The 18,066-nt window shown below is 42.0% G+C and carries 17 protein-coding genes; 11 read left to right on the top strand and 6 right to left on the bottom strand.

The window, feature by feature from the left end:
• Positions 1-253: 253 nt before the first annotated feature.
• On the bottom strand, positions 254-394 hold the full coding sequence (locus B9G53_RS27940; protein ID WP_217901523.1) for a hypothetical protein: 141 nt from the start codon (positions 392-394) through the stop codon (positions 254-256).
• Between B9G53_RS27940 and B9G53_RS06440 the strand changes: the two genes are divergently transcribed.
• A complete protein-coding gene (locus B9G53_RS06440) occupies positions 388-996 on the top strand; it encodes a hypothetical protein (protein WP_094530353.1) in 609 nt (202 codons plus the stop codon). The two genes, B9G53_RS27940 and B9G53_RS06440, sit on opposite strands and share 7 nt — an antisense overlap.
• A 332-nt stretch (positions 997-1,328) precedes the next feature.
• On the opposite strand, the gene B9G53_RS06435 is transcribed toward B9G53_RS06440, so the two are convergent.
• Complete coding sequence (locus B9G53_RS06435; RefSeq protein WP_254923576.1) at positions 1,329-2,228, bottom strand: M48 family metallopeptidase; 900 nt, start codon at positions 2,226-2,228, stop codon at positions 1,329-1,331.
• Positions 2,229-2,590: 362 nt separating this feature from the next.
• Between B9G53_RS06435 and nadA the strand changes: the two genes are divergently transcribed.
• Positions 2,591-3,574 carry a quinolinate synthase NadA gene (nadA, locus tag B9G53_RS06430; protein ID WP_094530351.1) on the top strand — a complete coding sequence of 328 codons (984 nt, stop codon included), beginning with the start codon at positions 2,591-2,593 and terminating at the stop codon, positions 3,572-3,574.
• Between the two features lie 32 nt (positions 3,575-3,606).
• Here nadA and B9G53_RS27245 read toward each other — a convergent pair whose 3' ends face one another.
• The gene (locus B9G53_RS27245; protein ID WP_176453121.1) at positions 3,607-3,780 is read right to left on the bottom strand and encodes a hypothetical protein; all 174 of its coding nucleotides are present in this window, start codon (positions 3,778-3,780) and stop codon (positions 3,607-3,609) included.
• A 225-nt stretch (positions 3,781-4,005) separates the two neighbouring features.
• On the bottom strand, positions 4,006-4,713 hold the full coding sequence (gene ubiE, locus B9G53_RS06425) for a bifunctional demethylmenaquinone methyltransferase/2-methoxy-6-polyprenyl-1,4-benzoquinol methylase UbiE (RefSeq protein ID WP_094530349.1): 708 nt from the start codon (positions 4,711-4,713) through the stop codon (positions 4,006-4,008).
• 169 nt (positions 4,714-4,882) lie between these two features.
• On the opposite strand from ubiE, the gene B9G53_RS06420 reads away from it, so the two are divergent.
• From B9G53_RS06420 to B9G53_RS06395, 6 genes are all read left to right on the top strand, one after another.
• Entirely contained in the window at positions 4,883-5,482 is a 600-nt protein-coding gene (locus B9G53_RS06420; RefSeq protein WP_094530347.1) for a hypothetical protein, read from the top strand.
• A gap of 78 nt (positions 5,483-5,560) precedes the next feature.
• The gene (locus tag B9G53_RS06415) at positions 5,561-6,364 is read left to right on the top strand and encodes a hypothetical protein (protein WP_094530345.1); all 804 of its coding nucleotides are present in this window, start codon (positions 5,561-5,563) and stop codon (positions 6,362-6,364) included.
• A 62-nt stretch (positions 6,365-6,426) separates the two neighbouring features.
• A complete protein-coding gene (locus tag B9G53_RS28840; RefSeq protein WP_094530343.1) occupies positions 6,427-8,088 on the top strand; it encodes an HD domain-containing phosphohydrolase in 1,662 nt (553 codons plus the stop codon).
• Between the two features lie 180 nt (positions 8,089-8,268).
• A complete protein-coding gene (locus tag B9G53_RS06405; protein WP_094530340.1) occupies positions 8,269-9,009 on the top strand; it encodes a hypothetical protein in 741 nt (246 codons plus the stop codon).
• A 67-nt stretch (positions 9,010-9,076) separates the two neighbouring features.
• Positions 9,077-10,714: an AAA family ATPase gene (locus B9G53_RS06400; RefSeq protein WP_094530338.1), complete on the top strand. Its 1,638-nt coding sequence runs from the start codon at positions 9,077-9,079 to the stop codon at positions 10,712-10,714.
• Entirely contained in the window at positions 10,711-11,262 is a 552-nt protein-coding gene (locus tag B9G53_RS06395) for a DUF3038 domain-containing protein (RefSeq protein ID WP_094530336.1), read from the top strand. The genes B9G53_RS06400 and B9G53_RS06395 overlap by 4 nt, the downstream gene beginning before the upstream one ends.
• Before the next feature lie 50 nt (positions 11,263-11,312).
• On the opposite strand, the gene B9G53_RS06390 is transcribed toward B9G53_RS06395, so the two are convergent.
• Positions 11,313-13,850 carry an EAL domain-containing protein gene (locus B9G53_RS06390; RefSeq protein ID WP_094530334.1) on the bottom strand — a complete coding sequence of 846 codons (2,538 nt, stop codon included), beginning with the start codon at positions 13,848-13,850 and terminating at the stop codon, positions 11,313-11,315.
• A 243-nt stretch (positions 13,851-14,093) separates the two neighbouring features.
• Positions 14,094-14,876 carry a sirohydrochlorin chelatase gene (locus tag B9G53_RS06385; RefSeq protein ID WP_094530332.1) on the bottom strand — a complete coding sequence of 261 codons (783 nt, stop codon included), beginning with the start codon at positions 14,874-14,876 and terminating at the stop codon, positions 14,094-14,096.
• Positions 14,877-15,053: 177 nt separating this feature from the next.
• Here B9G53_RS06385 and hflX point away from each other — a divergent pair, with 177 nt between their 5' ends.
• From hflX to B9G53_RS06370, 3 genes are all read left to right on the top strand, one after another.
• Positions 15,054-16,724: a GTPase HflX gene (gene hflX / locus B9G53_RS06380; protein WP_176453122.1), complete on the top strand. Its 1,671-nt coding sequence runs from the start codon at positions 15,054-15,056 to the stop codon at positions 16,722-16,724.
• 125 nt (positions 16,725-16,849) lie between these two features.
• On the top strand, positions 16,850-17,416 hold the full coding sequence (def, locus tag B9G53_RS06375; RefSeq protein ID WP_094530330.1) for a peptide deformylase: 567 nt from the start codon (positions 16,850-16,852) through the stop codon (positions 17,414-17,416).
• A gap of 70 nt (positions 17,417-17,486) precedes the next feature.
• Positions 17,487-17,846 carry a cupin domain-containing protein gene (locus B9G53_RS06370; RefSeq protein WP_094530328.1) on the top strand — a complete coding sequence of 120 codons (360 nt, stop codon included), beginning with the start codon at positions 17,487-17,489 and terminating at the stop codon, positions 17,844-17,846.
• Positions 17,847-18,066: the final 220 nt, after the last annotated feature.

Raw genomic sequence — 18,066 nt, 5'->3', positions numbered from 1 at the left:
AGTGTGCTTTTGGTCTTGATACTCTCAAACGCATCTTTAAAATGAAATAGCCCTGAAGCAATACCATTTTCTCTAGTCGCACAGATTGGAGAATTTGAACCAGTCAAATTAGTGTTTGCTTGGACAAATAACCCAAATGCCCCGTTAATTCTTGGTCAAACCAACTTTTTTCTTGAATTCGATGTTTGTTTCTACCGTTCCAAGGCAGAATTTGAAATTCAATCTAAATCGTAAGTCTAGCGATCGCCTTATTTTAATTTTTTATGAATGGGCGATCGCTGTTTGTGGGGGTGGATAGGCGATCGCTGGTTGGTGCTTTGAATAAAGGGGCGATCGCATAATCTGAAAATATATACTTGTGAAGTAAGCAATAAAAATGAGAATCCAATGGCATATAGTAACTTCACGCTGAGGCAAGTTGAAAAAGACTTTCATTTGCAAATTGAAGAAAAAATCAATTTGTTTGCCCATGTCACAGCCATAGTCCCTAGTGACAACATTAAAAAAATCCTCACCGAAAATATACCCCTTGCCCTTGCTATTAACACCGAAAAAGGGCGATCAGAATTTCTGATTGCCCCCACCTTGTTAGAGCTAAGACGGCAATCTCCAATACCTATTAGTCTATTTTCTGGCATAGAGTTTAGCATTAGTCCCGAACAAGGACTTACAGGTTATTGCGATTATCTAATTAGCCTATCTAAACAACAACTCAGGATTAGCGCCCCAGTAGTTGCGATCGTTGAAGCCAAAAACGAGGATATTAAATCAGGACTTGGGCAATGTATTGCGGAAATGGTCGCGGCTCAATTGTTCAATAAATTAGAAAACAATGATATTGATACCGTTTATGGCATCGTCACAACTGGAGAAATCTGGAAATTTCTGCAAATAACGGAGCAAATTGTAGAGATCGATCTTACGGACTACTACATCACAGACATTGGCAAGATTCTTGGTGTTCTCCTAAATTTTGTTTCCATAAAAACAATTTAAAAATGCTCTCAACTACTTTTATAGCAATGTAAGTTTTACTTAGGACATAAAACCCAAAATATAAGTGGCGGCGCGAAGCGCCGCCACTTATATTTTGGGTTTTGATTTGTCCTAGCTATCTCTTACGTTGCTATAGCTTAGTAATCTTTAAATAAGGAGATCGCTATTTTGGAATTTGAATGATGGAGCGATCGCCTTGGTTTAATTTTTGAAAGATAGGTGATCGCTGTTTGTTGGAAATGGATAAGCGATCACGTTGTACTTTTGGGTGGATGATTTCAAAACCAAAAGAGACCGCACATTGTGCGGTCTCTTTTGGTTTTGATTATGATTTAACGGAAGCGAGATCGCCAAATTCTTTGATATTCACTATCATTCAAACCACCTGTTGTATTCAAATTATTAGCTTGAATGGATTGATTAAGCGCAGCAATACGTTCTCCTGTCGCAGGGTGGGAACTTAAAAAACTGGGACCGCCACCGCCACCAGAGCTAGCTAGTTTTTGCATAAAAGCTGGCATCGCTCTCGCAGCAAAACCTGATCTCGTAATATTGAGCAAGCCTCGGCGATCAGCATCAAATTCAGCTTCACGGCTATTTGGTAAACGCAAGGCGAGATTAACTCCAATCCCAACTAAGCGATCATCACCAACACCCGCAATTGTGGCAATACCTTGAGCGATCGCCATTTGTTTCATTTGTTCTAGGGAATGGCGACCTGAGATATGCCCCATTTCGTGACCGATAACACTGGCTAGTTGAGCCACATTATCAGAAGCGGCGATCGTGCCAGTATTAATGTACACAAACCCACCCATAGTCGCGAAGGCATTAAGATTACTATCATCAACAACGCGAAAAGTATAGGGAATATTCGGGCGATCGCTAGTGGGTACTAAAATTTGTCCTAGGCGACTCACCAAGGCATTAGCCGCAGGATCACGACTGATTCGCACCTCTTGTTGAATTTGCTGATCAATCTGTTGACCTAGGGAAACTTCCTCATTGTCGCCAATGCTAGAAAGTTGAATGATTTGAAGAGCAGATGGCAGCACGCGAAACAAGTCAGATAGGTCAAAGGCTTTAACCGCAAAAGGATTAAGAGTGACTGCCAGCAATAAAGACATCAGTAAGGCGATCGCAAATTTCCAGTAATGCTGAAGTCTGTTAACCATTGATGCGATAACTTTCTGACTAATTAAATTTGACATCTTAGCGATCGATTTTTTCATATTTATAATTACCTCAAGCGTTACTGGTCTGATGTTTATCTACTGTGAACAAAATTTAGGCTAGATCCCCACTAGAGCCACCATCACAAAAATTAGAGCGCTGATTTAACAATAACGATATGCAGTAAGAATTGCTATTGTCACTATTTTATTGAATAACATTGACGAAAAACCTATAGAAAAAGTTGCGAAAAATTAATCTCCGTAGAAAGAGGACGGCGGCGCGAAGCGCCGCCATCCTCTTTCTATGTTTTATTTCTTTCGTTGGACGGATATATTTTTGGTGATTTCTACTATAATTAAATATAGAAAATGAATAATTTTCACTATTACTCACTATTTTTATTTTTGTGAGGCAACCTGTGTTTCTCGCCGCCCCCAAACCTGAACAACTTGACCGCCAAGTTACCAATAATTCCATTCCCATTGACCTATTCAAGGCGATCGCTGATCTTAAAAAAGAACTAAATGCCGTAATTTTGGCGCATTATTACCAAGATCCCGATCTCCAAGATATTGCTGATTATATCGGTGACTCCCTCGGACTATCACAAGCCGCGGCTAATTGCCAAGCAGATGTGATCGTGTTTCTGGGCGTGCATTTCATGGCTGAAACTGCCAAAATCTTGAATCCTCAGAAATTGGTATTACTGCCTGATCTTGATGCTGGTTGCTCCCTTGCCGATAGTTGTCCCCCCGATCGCTTTGCCCAGTTTAAAGCTGATCATCCCGATCATTTGGTAATTTCCTACATAAATTGCTCCGCCGAAATCAAAGCCCTCAGCGATATTATCTGTACAAGTGCTAATGCTGTAGCGATCGTCAATCAAATCCCCAAAGATCAGCCAATTATTTTTGCCCCCGATCGCAACCTTGGACGTTATGTGATCGAGCAGACAGGACGCGAGATGTTGTTATGGGATGGAGCTTGTATGGTTCATGAAATTTTTTCTGAACGTAAATTAGTGGAACTCAAACTAAGTTACCCCAATGCCGAAATCATTGCCCATCCTGAATGTGAAGCCAATGTATTACGACATGCTGATTTTATCGGCTCGACAACGGGCTTATTAAAATATGTCCAGCAAAGCGATCACCAAGAATTTATCGTGGTTACGGAGTCGGGGGTGATTCATCAAATGCAAAAAGCCGCACCATTTAAAAAGTTTATTCCTGCTCCTCCCAACAGCAATTGTGCTTGCAACGAATGTCCCTATATGCGACTGAACACCTTAGAGAAGGTCTATCTCACAATGAAGAATCGTTCTCCTGAAATAGTCCTTAATGAAAAAATTCGGCAAGCAGCTCTGAAACCCATGCAAAGGATGCTAGAAATGTCTGTTTAAAAAAAGAATCGGCGCAAAGCGCCGATTCTTTTTTATTTATAGAGAGTGATATTTTCTTTGATCGCAAACTGTTTATATTGTCGATGATTGATCATTAAATCATCTAAGAGTTGCTGCACTAGGTTCCAGTCAGCAAAACCATGTTTAGTTTCAGCAATAATTTGTTGACGGAGAGTTCTGATTTTTTCAAGATTAGCTTGTGTCATGTTTCCATCTTTTTGTCCCAGTGCCTTTAAATCTACAGCTAGTACCAGCTAAAGTTTGGTATCGCAGGATTCAAAAAACGAGATAAATATGGGGATCATGATATATAGCAAGCAAGTTTTGCTTAGGACATACAACAAGAAGATGAGTGGCGGCGCTTCGCGCCGCCACTCATCTTCTTGGGTATAGAGGCGACACAAAGCGTCGCCTCTATAGTTTGGGTGGGGTTATTTTTGTAAAACTAATATTCCCATCATGCCATTGGCGATCGCGTAATGTTTTGCCTGATTAAATCCTGCGGCTTTAGCTAGTTTTACCTGCTCCGAACCAATCGGAAATCTTGCCAAACTTGGTGCAATATAGGCATATTCATCGGTCATCGCAAAGCGATCAGCTAATGGCACAACCACCCGATCCAAATAAAAATCTTGAAAGGTTTGCATCAAGCGATCGCTAGGACGATGAAAATCTAAAATTGCGACCTTTGCACCATTTTGCAAAACACGATGCAACTCGGATAGACATTGAGGGATATTGGTCACATTTCGCAAACCATAGGCTAAGGTGGCTCCATTAAAACTATTGTCGGCAAAGGGTAGATTCAAGACATTAACCTGTTGCCATGTCAGACATTTTTGAATCTTGGGCAAGTAGTTTTTGGCTTTATCCGCCGCGATCGCTAATAGCTCCTTAGAAAAGTCCACACCAATCACTTGACCAGTGGGCGCAACTTTCTGAGCAACTAGAGCCGTCATATCACCCGATCCACAGCAAAGATCCAACCATTTTTCACCCTGTTGTGGTTCACACCAACGCAAAGCCATTTTTTTCCAAATCCGATGCTGACCTAAGCTGAGAAGATCATTAAAGCGATCGTAAACTGGCGCAATGCGATCGAAAATCTGTTGAATATCAGTTTCCGAGGGTTGAGACATGGTGTTACCTAAAATCTAATACTTAGCAATGATGTATGTAAGTGCAACGCCCATATACACCATTGCTAAGCATAATCGCTGAATGAATCGATAGGCACGAGTTTTATCAACATGCAACAATGTAATACTAGTAGTACTAGATATTGGCATTAAAATATTTGCCCTAACTATGCAAAAACTTTGGTCTAGTAAAAGCAAGCGATCGCAACCATTGCCACCAGAAGATGAGGACACATCTTCACCAGAAACAGAGGGCTTAGAGTCAGAAGACACCACTTCTGCGGAGGGCAGTTTGAAATATTTCTCAAAATTGCTAAAGAAACCTTGGTCATGGCAAATCTCTCTCTCTTGGTTGTTTTTGGCTGTGGGAGTAGGCGGAGTGGCGATCGCTACTATATTGGGATTGCAGTATCTCACCGCTCCCGATGCAGCGTCCGATAGTGACCTTGCTTGTAAATCCAAAATTAGTGGAGATTGGCAAACACCCTTTGGCAAAGTAACTTTGCAAGAAGCAAGTGAAAATCTAGTTTCAGGGAAATATGAGTATGCCAATTTTGAACGCGGCAAAATTACGGGTGAGTTCACAGGTAAATTGAGCAATAATGTCGTTACCTTTGACTGGACAGAAACGCCTAACCAGCAAGCAAAACAACAGGGGAAAGGAATTCTTGTTTTTGGGGAAGGCTGTAAAGAATTTTATGGTAGCTATGGAACTGGTGAAAGCACTAACAATTTTGGCAATTGGCAAGGCTCTCGGTTGACCAAATAATTTCCAAATAATCTTTATCTTGATCAATTTGATGGTACAGCTTTGCGCCATCAAACATATAATCTGCGAGTTTTTGCTATGTCTAACTCTCCTTACCTATTGCTCATCGAAACTAGCATCATTACTGAAACAGATCCCAATACTTGGCAAGCGATCGCAAAATTAGGGGAATGTCTCTTGCCTGAAGTTGTAGCTCTCGAAATTAAGAATATTGCTAATGGTAAAGCTGAAGGTAATGAGTCAGCCGCAAAACAATTTCAAAATTCGTCAGAACTCCAGTGGCAAACTACGTCCTTAACTGCTAAACATGCTGACTTAGTAATTAGGACTACCCAAAATCTAAGTCGTAAGGCAAAATTAATGATCAACGTTGCTCAAAGCGCAGTTGGAGTCGCTAATGCTTATCCACAAAAATGTGTGGTTTTAGTTTCTAATGAAATATCGCTACGCGATCGCATTGCCAAGCTACAACATAAAAATCTCTGTGCTATTCCCTCTGCGATCGCCCGCCAATGGGCTAGAACCAATCAAGCACCGCCGATTGTACATCAGTCCATCGAATATTTACAAAAACAAATATCTCAACCAATTAATCAATCCTTACATCAAACCGATACTATAGGTTTAACTACTTCTAGTTCAGTAATCACCACTGAACCAAAGATAAAAGATAATCAAGAAAATCCACCCCAAAAATCAAACTATAGACAACTTGCGATAAGTCTTGTGAAATTTGGTCTGACAACAACATTTTTAGTTACGATCTTATTGTTTGGATGGCGGCTAGCTAAGCCTCAACAATTTCAACAGTTCTGGAAAAAAATTGGTTTGCCACCTTTACCGCAAATATTGGTTCAACCCACTCAACCCAAGAAAAATTAACAAAGCTATTCCCTCATGACATTTCCAAAAAAAGACGCTGTTGACAAATAGGGACGCAAACTATGGACATGGGCGATACTAAAACAGAATCCTTTGAATTAATCGAAAAATTAAATGAGATCGGCATTGCCCTTTCGGCTGAAAAAAATACGCCCAAATTGCTAGAGATGATCTTAAGGGGAGCAAAGACAATCTTAAATGCTGACGGGGGGACACTATATCTAGCAACTGAGGACAAAAGATATCTTCAGTTTGAAATCATCATGAATGATTCCCTCGGCATTATGATGGGGGCAAAGTTAGGCGAACCAATTCCCTTTGATCCTTTGCCACTCTACGATGAACTGGGGAAGCCAAACAATACAATGGTGGCAGCCCATGCGGCTATACACAAAAAAACAATTAATATTCCCGATGCTTATGTTGCCGATGGTTTTGACTTTGCGGGAACTAGAGCTTTTGATACTAAAACTGGCTACCGATCGCAGTCATTTTTAACGCTGCCGATGCTCAATCACGAAAATGAATTGATTGGGGTGCTGCAACTGATCAATGCCAAAAGTAATATAGACAACCAGATCATTGAGTTCTCTAAGGTTGCCCAACGCATCGGTGAATCCTTAGCATCCCAAGCCGCGATCGCTTTAACCAATAACAAACTGATTGGTCAGTTTCGCGAACTATTCGAGTCATTTATTAATCTTATGTCTGAGGTGATCGACAAAAAATCGCCCTACAACGGCGCTCACTGTCGCCGTGTTCCCACCTTAACGATGATGATTGCCGATGCTGCTTGCCAAGCTGATTATGGCATTTTCAAGGATTTTGACTTGGATGATGACCAACGCTATGAATTGAAAATTGCGGGGTTGCTCCATGATTGCGGCAAAGTTACAACGCCTGTGCATGTGATCGATAAAGCAACGAAGTTAGAAACAATTTTTGATCGCATTCACTTAATCAATACGCGCTTTGAAGTATTGAAACGTGATGCCGAAATTAGTTTTCTCCAGCAAAAAATGGCGGCGATCGAGTCTGGTAATCTCAGCATTATTCCTGAACTAGAAGCAGCCTTTCAGCAGAAACTTGCCCAATATTCTAGTGATCAAGATTTTCTCCGCATTTGTAATATTGGCGGTGAATTTATGCGCGATGAATATAAAGAGCGCTTGCAAATAATTGCCACTTATCGCTGGATTGATCCCCAAGGCGTTGAAACCAACTTCTTGACTGAAAATGAAGTGTACAACCTGAATATTTCTAGAGGAACACTTACTGAAGAAGAGCGCAAAATCATTAATGATCACATTGTGGTCACGATTGAAATGCTGGAGCAATTACCCTATCCACGCAATCTCCGTCGCGTACCCGAATATGCTGGTGGTCACCATGAACGGATGGATGGCAAAGGCTATCCGAAGGGGCTAACCCGCGAACAAATGTCTTTACCTGCGAGAATGATGGGAATTGCAGATATTTTTGAAGCCCTCAGTGCGAAGGATCGCCCTTATAAAAAAGGTAAAACTTTGACCGAATGCCTACAAATCCTCGGTAACATGAAAATCAATAACCATATCGATCCCGATCTCTTTGATCTCTTTGTCAGCGAAAAAGTGTATATGCGCTATGCCAATGAATATCTTGATCCCGATCAGATCGATGAAGTCGATGAAAATAAGATTCCAGGTTATACGCCACCTTTTGCTTATTTTTTTGAGACTTAGGTAATTTCCAAAACAAGTGGCGGCACTTTGCGCCGCCACTTGCTAACACAAATCTAGGAAGGTGTTGAGATTCAAAAAATGGCAACGCCATTTTTTTGAATTGGTATCATGGGAAAACCGCTATAAGATGTTCTGTGTTTTGCAGATTATTTCCACAAAAAATTGATTTTGTACCTATTTATGTTCGCTCAGTTTCGCGCTCAATATCCCCAAGGTCGTATCCAGACAGAGATGCTACCAAAAATAGATGGTCTTCATGCTTTTAGAGCGATCGTTTCTGAAGGAGATGCGATCATGGGTACGGCTACGGCTGTCGATAGTGATCTTGAGATAGCTGAAGATCGGGCGGTAAAACGCGCTCTCGCGATCGCAGGGCTAGCCTTTGACAATGGATTTGATAATAACTATGGCAACTATGGGGGACGATCGCCGATGCTCACCCAAGTATCGCGCGAGCCATCCACGATCAACTCATTACCATCGGCAAACTTTAATACATTAGGCAGTTTGGGATCTGGTCATCTCTCTACTAGTGATTCGCATCCCGTGACGCATACAACACAAGCCATTCAAGCTGAATCAACCATAGACTACAACAGTGAGTATGGAGAAAATGATCATCTACCCGAAGCGGATGCAGCTTTATCTTCGTTATCTCGTCCGACGGACACAACGCCGAGCAGATCATCGTCACCGCAAATTTCACCTGAGCCTGTTGATTTATCAGACGCAATTTCTAAGATTGATGTGGAGATGGAGCGTCTAAGTTGGACAAAAACACAGGGGCGTGATTATTTGGTACGGACTTTTGATAAAAAGTCACGTCAGCAATTAACCAATGACGAGTTGTTACAATTTCTCAGTCATTTAAAATCGCTACCAACTCCACATCGACAGGTAGCAAATGACGATTTCTTCTAAAATTAGCTATTAAAAATCGCTATCAAAACTTGCTAAGTGAGTTTTTGCAAATCCAAGGCATCTGTGAATGAAATCTCTCAACTTTAAAGAAGAACTTAGTCTCCTGATCCGCGCCAAATGTCCGATTATTTATGTCGTGACATGGGAAGAAGAGCGTGCTGAAAAGGCGATCGCCCAAGTTGCTCAGGAATGTGGACCACCCCGCCAGACCCTTTATTATGATCTGGTGCGGGGTTTTGAGCATAATCAGGAAGGCAAAAACAATTTGCTGCAAGCTTTGCAAATTGTCGAGAATAGCGACCGCCAAACGGCGACTATTTATATATTTCGCGATTTGCATCGCCGCTTAGCATCGCAGCGACTGGATGAGATTTTAGTGCGCCAACTTCGCAATCTCTATCGGAGTTTCCGCAATTCCCGTAAGACTTTGATTTTGTTGAGTCCTTTACTAGAGATGCCATCGGAACTCGAAGAACAGGTTGCCGTACTCTATTTCCCATTACCTGAAACTACAGAAATTCGCCATATTATCGAGCAGATGATTCCGCCTGAACAGTTGCGAATGGAAGGGAATAGCCTTGAACAACTGATCAAAGCTTGTATGGGCATGACCCGCGATCGCATCTGTCACACGCTCTCTAAGTCCATAGTCCAGAAGCATTTTCTGAATGAATCAGATATTGATCGGGTTTTAGTTGAGAAGCAAAAAAGAATTCGTCAAACTGAATTTTTAGAATTTTTTACCCCCAATGAAACCCTCGATAGTATTGGGGGATTAGATAATTTCAAGCTGTGGCTGATGCAACGTCAGCAAGCCTTTTCCGATGAAGCTAGAGCATTTGGATTGCCAAATCCACGGGGGGTTTTGCTACTGGGGATTCAAGGAACAGGGAAAAGTCTCTGTGCCAAAGCGATCGCCAATCTTTGGCGGCTCCCATTACTACGATTGGATGTTGGGCGCTTGTTTGGTAGCCTTGTGGGACAGTCTGAGAGCCGCACTCGTCAAACAATTCAATTAGCGGAAGCCCTTGCACCTTGCATTCTCTGGATTGATGAAATTGATAAGGCTTTTGGAGGTATTTCCAATAGCATGGGCGATTCGGGAACTAGCCAGCGCGTATTAGGAACATTACTCACATGGATGCAGGAGAAATCGAGTCCTGTATTTGTGGTTGCCACAGCGAATAATATTCATGCATTGCCCCCTGAACTGTTACGCAAAGGACGATTTGACGAATTGTTCTTTATTAATCTGCCTACCTATGAAGAGCGCAAGGAGATTTTCTTACTCCATTTGAAACGTTTTCGTCCAATGGAATTACGCAGTTTTGATATCGATCAAATGGCAGCTATTTCTAAGGAATTTAGTGGTGCGGAAATCGAACAGGCGATCGTTGAAGGCATGTATCGCGCTTTCCATGAACAACGTGATGTAAGTACTGAAGACATTTTAGGAGCGATCAAGGAAACCTATCCCTTGGCTAGTACTGCGAGGGAACAGATTAGCTTTATGCAAGCATGGGCGACTCAAGGCAGGGCAAGAAGTGCTTCGCGTGGTGAAGTAATTGATATCACAAGTGATAAATTAAGCGATATTAGTGTAGTTGACAAGGCAACTAAAGCCTTAGCCGAGAAGTCAAGAGGTAAGCATCGTCCTTTACCTCTGCCCCCTTTGCCACAAATTAAATCCAGCTCTGACTCATGACATCCCAACCTGCGCCATCCTTTGATAATCCCGATTTGCCTCAGTTGCAGGCGATCAAGGCGCATTTGGATTTAGTGCTGCTGTCTTTAGAAGCATTAACAGGGCTTGGCTCCGATGAAATGCTAGCAGTTGCTGAGAAATTGGGCTTAGAAGAGATTTTAAGTGATCGCATTACGTTGTGGCGCTTACGTCAGGCTAGCCCCTTACGCAAGGGCAAGGGGCGCAAGAAACTAGATGTGGATGAGGCGAGAGCGATGACTTTAATCAGTTGCACTTTGGCAGCCCAGCAACAATTTGCAATCCGTAATGCTGTCGCCCAGTTAGAAAAATCTACGGCTCTCAAGCGTGCGCCCCACCGTGAACCAATTTTGGGTGATTACCTCGATCGCTTTAATAGTTTGTATCAAGAGCGAATGGCTGAGGAGGAACAGGCTAAACCCGATGAAATCCAACGCTTAGCTTTAAAACTATTAATAGATTTATTATTTTATAGCTCCCAAATCGGATCGCGTCGTTTGTGGGTAGCCTTATTTGAGCGATCGCACTGAGTGCAAAGCACTGTGGGTACTATCGTTTTATCAAATTTATCGGACTCACGTTATTTTAATTGGGCTTGTAATAGTAAAGTAGCTTCATGGGCGGGGACAGGACGGCTAAATAGATAACCTTGAACTGCGTCGCAATCATGTGATCGCAAAAATTCCAATTGCTCTTTGCGCTCCACACCTTCAGCGATCGCCCTAAGATTAAGATTATGAGCCATCGCAATAATTGCTGATGTAATTGCGGCATCATCCTTATTTTGAGGGGTTTCGCGAATAAAGCTAGCGTCAATTTTGACCTTACTTACAGGCAATAGCCTCAAATAACTTAGCGAAGAATAACCAGTTCCAAAATCATCAATTGATACACTCATTCCCCTTGATTGCAATTGCTTTAACATCAAAATAGTTGTATTTTGATCTTGCATCACCAAGCTCTCGGTAATTTCCAATTCTAAATATTGCGGATCTAAATCTGTTTCCACAAGAATTTGCATAATCCGATCGCAGAGATCAACAACTTGAAATTGCTTTGCAGAGAAATTTACAGCCATCCGAATCGGTGGTAAGCCTTCTCTTTGCCATAACCGATTTTGGGTACAGGCTGTTCTCAACACCCATTCGCCCAAACGTACAATCAACCCATGCTCCTCGGCTGCTGGAATAAACTGATTAGGGGGAACCCATCCTAATTCAGGATGCAACCAACGGGCTAACGCCTCCATACAATCAATCTCACCTGTAACCAGATTAATTTGCGGCTGATAGAACACCTGAAACTCTGAGCGATCAAGAGCTTGGCGAATCCCATTCTCGATCGCCACATATTCCTTCACTTTTGCACCGATCGCATGGTTATAAAGTTGATAATGATTACGACCACGTTCTTTGGCGCGAAACATTGCTGTATCAGCATTTTTCATCAAAGTCTCTTCATCCATACCATCATTGGGATAAAGACTAATACCAATACTAGTACCAATATAAAGAGCCATCTCTTCAACGAAGAAAGGACTTTCAAAGGATTGTAAAATGAGTTGTGCAAATTGCTGAATTGATTCTACACTCTGCAATTCAGGGACAAATATCATAAATTCATCCCCACCCATCCTTGCTAAAAAAGTATTTTCAATCATGCACTCGCTCAATCTTTTGGAAACTTCAATAAGGAGGCGATCTCCTGCGGCATGTCCCATGGTGTCGTTTACTAACTTAAAGCGATCTAAATCCAGAAACATTACTGCTAGTAGTGGTGGAATTACTTTAATTTCAACGAGGTTATTTTGATCGCGATAGATTTGGAGTTGGGCTGATGCATTTACTAAAGCCGTTGACAGGCGATCGCGAAAGAGAACCCGATTCGGTAAATTTGTTAAAGAATCATGAAAAGCAAGATGTTCAATTTCGGCTTTAGCACGTTTACTTGCAGTAATATCCTCAACTGTTCCCTCAAAATAGAGAATATGACCAGAAATATCATAAATAGCATGAACATTTTCCGAAGTCCAAATGATGGAACCATCTTTACAATAAACTTCAGATTCAAAGAGTTTAACTTCCTCTTGTTCTTCTAAAAGTTTGATTAATTCCAGCCGACGTTGAGGATCGACATACAGTTGCTCTTCGATATTAGTAAGATTAGCAATCAAATCTTCAGGAGAATCATATCCATAGATTTTGGCAAGCATTGGATTTGACATCAAGAACTTACCATCAACGGTTGATTGAAAAATTCCTTCAATCGCATTCTCAAAAATACTGCGATACTTAGCTTCAGCACGTTTGAGAGCTTCTTCAGCCTGCATTTTTTGGGTGATATCATTGATCAAAATCAGTTCGCATTTATGATTTTGATAGTCAAGGGTATGGGCTGAAACTTCTACAAAGATTTGTGTGCCATCTTTTTTGCAATGTCTCCATACTTCAGGCACACTAAATCCTAGTGACACCTTGGAGAGAGCCTCCAAAAGCATTGGAATATCTTCAGCAGGACGAATGTCTTGTAAAGTCATTGATAGAAATTCATCTTCGCTATAGCCATAATGATTGATGGCAGCCTGATTCACTGCCAAAAACTCTAATGTTGCGAGATCATAAATCCACATCGGATTAGGGTTATTCTCGAATAGATAGCGAGTTCGATTTTCAAAATCTTGCTTATTCTTCGCTGTCTGTTCCCAATCAGTAATATCTTCAAATCGATTCACAAAGTGAGGTTCCTTTGAGCCTCCAACATCAAGATCCGTACTTTGAAGCACTTGGACAATTTGACCATCTTCGCGAATATAACGCACATTGATATAACAATGATCGATGTCCCCTGACAGTAATCTCTCTTTGAGAAAATAATAAGCAGACAAATCATCAGGATGACAAATCTGCTCATATCTAAGCTGGCAAACTTGTTCAGCGCTGTACCCTAACAAATCACAAAAAGATACGCTAATCCCCCGAATTTGATCATCTAGAGTTGTTTCAAAAATACCAACCGTACTATTTTCAATGCACTTAGCAATCCGCATTAGGTTTTTAAGACGCTCTTGTTTGAGAATCTCTTGATATATGGGATTAAGATGTTGATATCTTTCAGCCAACTTTTTTTACCTTGTCGGTCTTATTAAAATTGCAGTTTTGCATAAGCAGATAAGCGTAATTAAAAATAAAACCCTAAAATCTGTTCTATTCGCTACGCGATTAGAACAGGTTGTGGTTCTATTTTTTTTTGATTATGCCAAGATACTTACAGGGCAAAGCGCTGTAGAACTTTTATGCATATCCAAAATATAAAATACATCATGATTCAGCTTTAAATCTTATAACAATCTGTCGAACGTCAGCTAAATGATTTTTAATGCTAAATCTACAATCTGCTCATTCGATAATGGTACAGGTAACTGCTGAATCTGGATGTGATCACGATATGGTTTTAGTTTATTGGCAATCGCTTCAGTAATGCCACCTTCAGTCAAAAAATATGGCAACACATTAATTTTATGAAAGCCCTGTGCTAGTAAATTCTCGATTTGAGTTTCTATTTTTGGCTCCACTCCCCAATAAGCGGCGATCGCCTGACTCTGGGTTGCCAATTCCTCAACCACTTGATTCGCCCCAAACCGACGACTACCATGCGCCATGAGAATACGTCCCTGTTTTTCTAAACCGCTTTCGTCGCTATATTTCTCAAAGTGCTGCAATAGTAGACTCGGAATCTGCTTATCTGTACCTACGTGAGCCATAAGCCGAAATATTGACCGATCTGATGATCGATCTGAGAATTGCTCAGGAAACTTTTCTGCAAATTTATCTGTTAACTTACTTTCCGCGATCGCTACTTGTTCAGGAATATCTTCGCTGACATGAACTCCTTCTAGCAAAAATAGAGGCAAAATCACAATTTCAGAAACCCCATCTGGGATCACCTCCGTCGCAAATTGTTCTAATTGCTGGGATAAATTAAGTTCCTGACCTTCTAGACAACCACCGCTAATATAGCGATTATCATAATCATCGCCATATTTATTTTTTCGCGATCGCGCCATTGTTACTAAATTTTGCAAAGCTAACCATGAACGGCGATCGCTACTGCCGTGGGTTACTAAAAAAAGCGCTGTAGCGTTCATAGTTCTGACTCAGTATAATTGGGATAGCTGCTTACAAAGCTTTGCGCTTAAACCCAAACCAAGTTTTTTAAAGTAGGGCGAAGCCCTACTTTAAAAAACTTGGTTTGGATCGATATAATCGCTAATTGCTGTAAAGCAGCTATCCCAATTATATTGAGTATTTACTGAGTAACGCATATCGAAACTATTTACGGAAAAACCCAAGGACTGAAGGCGCATCAATTAAAGCAATTAGATCGATTGTATCGATCGCGATTGCCTCAAGATAGCCTCACCACGCCTGAATTAGCTCAACGTCTTGCCGCAGTTAGTGCTGAGCTAAAGGAATCTATCTGCATATATATCAATAGGCGCGGACAGGTGATCCGCGTGGCGATCGGAACACCGAATCAAACCAAAATCCCACCCCTTGAATTGCCTCGCTATGGTAGCGATCGCCTGAGTGGATTGCGCTGTATTTGTGCAAGTCCTGATGCGCTGCCACCCAATCCAACTGACTTAACGGCGATGTTAATGCAACGCCTTGATGCGCTGGTGATTTTGCCAGTAAACACCCAAGGCTATGCTGAGCGGGGATATTTGGCGCATTTATTACCAGCTACTGATACAGAACTACCTGAACAGCAGAATGCTTGGCGGGTATCAACGCCGATGACCGTCGAGGCGCTATCCAAGCAAGATTTCTTAGAATTAGTAGAAGGGCTAGAAGAAGAATTTAGCCGCAACTTTGCAGGTCGAGCCACTGACGATGATCGCGATCGCGTAGTGCTAGTCGGGCTAATGCATCAAAAAGAAAAGTCTGACTCAATGCCTTTTACGATGATTGAACTTGGTCAACTCGTAGAAAGTGCAGGCGGCAAGGTGTTAGATGCACTCTGGCAAAAACGCGAACGTCCTCACCCTCAAACCGTTCTCGGTGAAGGCAAAGTATTAGAACTAGCGATCGCCGCCCAAACTAAAGGTGCAAATCTAGTCGTATTTGATCGCGAACTCACGGCTTCCCAAACCCGCAATATCGAACGAATGATCGGCTTACGAGTTAGCGATCGCACCGAGGTAATTCTCGATATTTTTGCTCAACGCGCCCAGTCATCGGAAGGGAAGCTACAAGTTGAACTAGCTCAACTAGAATACCGATTACCGCGCTTAGCGGGGCATGGGCAGGCTCTCTCTAGACTCGGTGGCGGTATCGGTACACGCGGCCCAGGTGAAACCAAATTAGAAACTGATCGCCGTGTGATCCAAAAGCGCATCACCTTCCTTCAGCAGCAAGTTAATCATCTGCAAGCACAGCGATCGCGCATTCGCCAAAAACGAGTTGATCAAGAAGTCCCCACCGTCGCGATCGTGGGCTATACCAACGCAGGCAAATCAACTTTGCTTAATGCGATGACCAAAGCCGAGGTCTATGCTGCTGACAAGTTATTTGCCACCCTCGACCCCACCACGCGCCGCCTCACGCTTACGGGTGAGGATGATCAAATGCACACGGTTCTACTTACCGACACCGTAGGATTCATTCATGAACTTCCTAAATCGCTGGTTGATGCCTTTCGTGCCACACTTGAGGAAGTCTCAGAAGCCGATGTACTAGTACATTTAGTCGATGCTTCTCATTCTGCTTGGGAAGATCAGCTTAAATCGGTGGATAAAATCCTCAAAGATATGCCGATCGCCGTTGGTCCAATCCTGTTGGTTTTCAATAAAATCGATGCCGTTGAAGATCCCAAGGCAATCTTAGAGAAATATCCTGAGGCGATCGCCATATCTGCGCTTAAACGCCAAGGCTTTGAGCAGATGAGTAAGTCTTTGCTCAAACTCATCGAATATGCGATCGGTAAACTATAAAATTTAGATGGTGCAAAGCACCATCTAAATTTTGAGTGCAGAGCTTTGTAATTGCCGAACAAGCGATGCAATATGCCAAAATATAGGTAGTTAACTACAAGCTTAGATTTACAAGCTGATCGGCAATGTCTGCAATTTCCATAAAAGTCCCCAAACAAAAGCTCAAAAATCCACCACTGCAAGTCCATACCCTAGGCGATCGCGTATTACGTCAGCCAGCTAAGCGCATTAGCAAAGTCAACGACGAGATTCGTCAGACTATTGTGGAGATGCTCCAGACCATGTATAGCAACGATGGCATCGGTCTTGCTGCGCCACAGGTGGGGATTAACAAACAATTACTTGTTATTGATATTGAACTCAAGGATGAAAGTAAGCCGCCTTTAGTCATGATCAATCCTGAAGTGAAATCTTCGGGCGGTGATCTGATTACTGGCGAAGAAGGCTGTCTGAGCATTCCTGAGGTATTTCTTGATGTCGTGCGTCCCGATCGCGTTGAAGTCTCTTATCGTGATGAAGATGGTAGACCCAAACATCTTATTGCTGATGGATTACTAGCAAGAGTGATTCAGCATGAAATGGATCACTTGAATGGGGTCTTGTTTGTCGATCGCGTTAAGAATCCGATCGCCCTCAACAAAGAATTAAGCGCCCACGGCTTTGCTACTAAGGATGTCCAAGCGATCAAGTAATTCGATTGCAGCGCTTTGCGCCGCTCTGTTGCTAAAAAAATTGCTAAAAAAATTTATTTAAGATGTTTCAATGTTGATCCAAAAATTGCTGGATTGTCCAGAGTTCATCGCTGGCGATTCGACCATATTGCGTGAATTATTGCATCCTGACAAACAGGCGATTAACCTGCGTTATAGCCTTGCCCATGCGATTTTGCCCGTGGGAGAGACTTCGCAACCGCATTCCCTGACTACTTCTGAGGTGTATTACATTCTCAGTGGCAAAGGAGAAATGCACATTGATGAAGAGATTCGCGAGATCGAATCTGGCGATGCAGTATACATTCCACCAGATGCAAAACAATTTCTCAAGAACATCAGTAATGAGCCAATTGTATTTATCTGCATTGTCGATCCAGCTTGGCGGAAAGAAGACGAAACCATTTATTAACTGGTGTATTGTAAAGCCCTCACCCCTAGCCCATCTCCCGCAGGAGAGGGGAACAAGAAAATATGGGTTTTACTCCCCTCTGGAGTTTAGACTAAAAAAGGTAAGAAAGGCAGAGTAAAAGAGATACAAACTGCCTAAAGTAGATAAAAAAGAAAGACATATCTACAGCCATGATTATTGACAAACTACAGGAATTTCGTCAACAGGTATATGGATTTTT

Source organism: Pseudanabaena sp. SR411 (assembly GCF_002251945.1).
GTDB lineage: Bacteria > Cyanobacteriota > Cyanobacteriia > Pseudanabaenales > Pseudanabaenaceae > Pseudanabaena.
The sequence above is the reverse complement of the archived record's forward strand: the minus strand, read 5'-3'. Positions and strand labels throughout refer to the sequence as shown.

What these genes read in the sequence shown, in the direction of transcription:
- B9G53_RS06420 (WP_094530347.1), top strand. Translation starts at nt 4,883, where the DNA reads ATGCAAAAACTTTGGTCTAGTAAAAGCAAGCGATCGCAACCATTGCCA.
- B9G53_RS27940 (WP_217901523.1), bottom strand. Translation starts at nt 394, where the DNA reads ATGCCATTGGATTCTCATTTTTATTGCTTACTTCACAAGTATATATTT.
- B9G53_RS27245 (WP_176453121.1), bottom strand. Translation starts at nt 3,780, where the DNA reads ATGACACAAGCTAATCTTGAAAAAATCAGAACTCTCCGTCAACAAATT.
- B9G53_RS06435 (WP_254923576.1), bottom strand. Translation starts at nt 2,228, where the DNA reads ATGAAAAAATCGATCGCTAAGATGTCAAATTTAATTAGTCAGAAAGTT.
- B9G53_RS06440 (WP_094530353.1), top strand. Translation starts at nt 388, where the DNA reads ATGGCATATAGTAACTTCACGCTGAGGCAAGTTGAAAAAGACTTTCAT.
- B9G53_RS06400 (WP_094530338.1), top strand. Translation starts at nt 9,077, where the DNA reads ATGAAATCTCTCAACTTTAAAGAAGAACTTAGTCTCCTGATCCGCGCC.
- B9G53_RS28840 (WP_094530343.1), top strand. Translation starts at nt 6,427, where the DNA reads ATGGACATGGGCGATACTAAAACAGAATCCTTTGAATTAATCGAAAAA.
- B9G53_RS06405 (WP_094530340.1), top strand. Translation starts at nt 8,269, where the DNA reads ATGTTCGCTCAGTTTCGCGCTCAATATCCCCAAGGTCGTATCCAGACA.
- B9G53_RS06385 (WP_094530332.1), bottom strand. Translation starts at nt 14,876, where the DNA reads ATGAACGCTACAGCGCTTTTTTTAGTAACCCACGGCAGTAGCGATCGC.
- B9G53_RS06370 (WP_094530328.1), top strand. Translation starts at nt 17,487, where the DNA reads ATGTTGATCCAAAAATTGCTGGATTGTCCAGAGTTCATCGCTGGCGAT.
- ubiE (WP_094530349.1), bottom strand. Translation starts at nt 4,713, where the DNA reads ATGTCTCAACCCTCGGAAACTGATATTCAACAGATTTTCGATCGCATT.
- B9G53_RS06415 (WP_094530345.1), top strand. Translation starts at nt 5,561, where the DNA reads ATGTCTAACTCTCCTTACCTATTGCTCATCGAAACTAGCATCATTACT.
- def (WP_094530330.1), top strand. Translation starts at nt 16,850, where the DNA reads ATGTCTGCAATTTCCATAAAAGTCCCCAAACAAAAGCTCAAAAATCCA.
- B9G53_RS06395 (WP_094530336.1), top strand. Translation starts at nt 10,711, where the DNA reads ATGACATCCCAACCTGCGCCATCCTTTGATAATCCCGATTTGCCTCAG.